Genomic DNA, 1,489 nt, shown 5'->3' on the forward strand with positions numbered 1-1,489 from the left:
CTAGGGCATATACACATCTCGCAGAGCCCATCCATCGGCACAGGCACGGAAGTAGGCCAGGCCGTTGTAGAAGGTGATTGGTCCCGGTGGTCTGGAGGAAGCATAGCCGTTCCAGCCGCCGAGCTTGGCGATGATCCATGCCGCCCAGGCGAGCGAGCTCCTGGGGTGGGGATTGGCTTGCAGCTTGGTCTTGCCTTTGAAGCGCTTCTCGAGCGCGGCAAGTGTGTCGATCTCGTTTGGCGTGAAGACGAGGCTTGCCGGTTGAGCGTCCTGGCCGCTGCGGGACTGCACGAGCTGCATGACGATGACCGCGGCCTTGGCGGCGATGGCAATGAGTTTCTCCAGGCGTGCGGCCGATTGCAGCTGGCTGTCTTCGATCTTCAAGCCCTGGGCCTTCATCGTCCGGAAGAACTGCTCGATGGTCCAGCGCTGCTTGTACCAGGCGACGATCTGCCAGGCCTGGGCAGGGCTGCTCACCGCATGGGTGGTCAGAAGCAGCCAATGAAGCGGCTCCACGCCGTCGGGCGCAGCCGTCTCGACGACTTCGACCCAGCGCAGCGTCACCCCCTCTGGCAGCCCCTTTGCGCGCAGGTTCGCCGGCCGCTTGATCGTGGCTTCGCCAAAGCGCAGGCACAGCTCAGCCCGGCGCGCCGGGCGGTCCTGGCGCTCGCGCAGCTCGATCACCTGCGTATCGCAGAACACCACTTTCGCCACGGCGCGGCGCAGCGTGCCGCCAGTGGTGAGGGCCCGGTCATTCATGAGACGCGACAGAACATGGCAATGGCCGTCCGGCACACCAGCCCACATCATATACAAGTCGCTCTCACGGTCGGCGATGAAGGTGACCATGCCGGCCCGGGCCAGCACCGGCTTGGCCGCTTCGGCCGTCTCGATCCAGTGGCGCGATTCCTTTTCGCTCAACGGCCGCTCGGCATGCGGCGGCAGCTCCTCGTCCCCGCGCGTCCACACCTGCCCGCCCACAAGACCCAGGCAAGAACCGCGCTCGGCATCAAGAGCCAGCATTGGATGCAGCAGCAGGCCCCAGCAATTGCCCTTTTTGACCTTGCCCAGGCCGCGCCGGTTGCCCTCTGTCGTCGGGAACTTGATCTCGCTGGTGTCCTGCACCGCCAGGACATGCCGGCCCTCGACCGCAAGCCGGGTCTGATCGCTCCAGCCTGCGATGATCCGGTCCGCTGTCACCGCGTCATTGCCGAGAAAGCGCCCATAGCGGATCTCTTCGGAATGGTCGCCACCGGCAAGCCGGCGCAGGCAAACCGTTTCGCGCAGCACCATGCCTTGGAGCAGCCTCGCCCCCCTTTATCGAGACGACGATCTCCAAATGAACCCAAGGACCAGTCCTGGCATGTCTGCATCGGCGACGCTCCTCCAAATCAGAACGTCACAGAAGAATCATACAGCACACGCCGGCGGAATCCGACACGTCACAACCGAGTCAATCCGTCGCAGCAAGATGTGTATACGCCCTAGC

1 protein-coding gene is annotated in these 1,489 nt (G+C 64.2%); it reads right to left on the reverse strand.

Features of this window, described 5'->3' with window-relative positions; translation table 11 throughout:
• Positions 1 to 1,293: an IS4 family transposase gene (locus NKI25_RS36155; RefSeq protein ID WP_023675890.1), complete on the reverse strand. Its 1,293-nt coding sequence runs from the start codon at positions 1,291 to 1,293 to the stop codon at positions 1 to 3.
• Positions 1,294 to 1,489: the final 196 nt, after the last annotated feature.

The sequence above is a fragment of the Mesorhizobium sp. M0808 genome (genome assembly GCF_040320025.1).
In the GTDB taxonomy this organism is placed as follows: domain Bacteria; phylum Pseudomonadota; class Alphaproteobacteria; order Rhizobiales; family Rhizobiaceae; genus Mesorhizobium.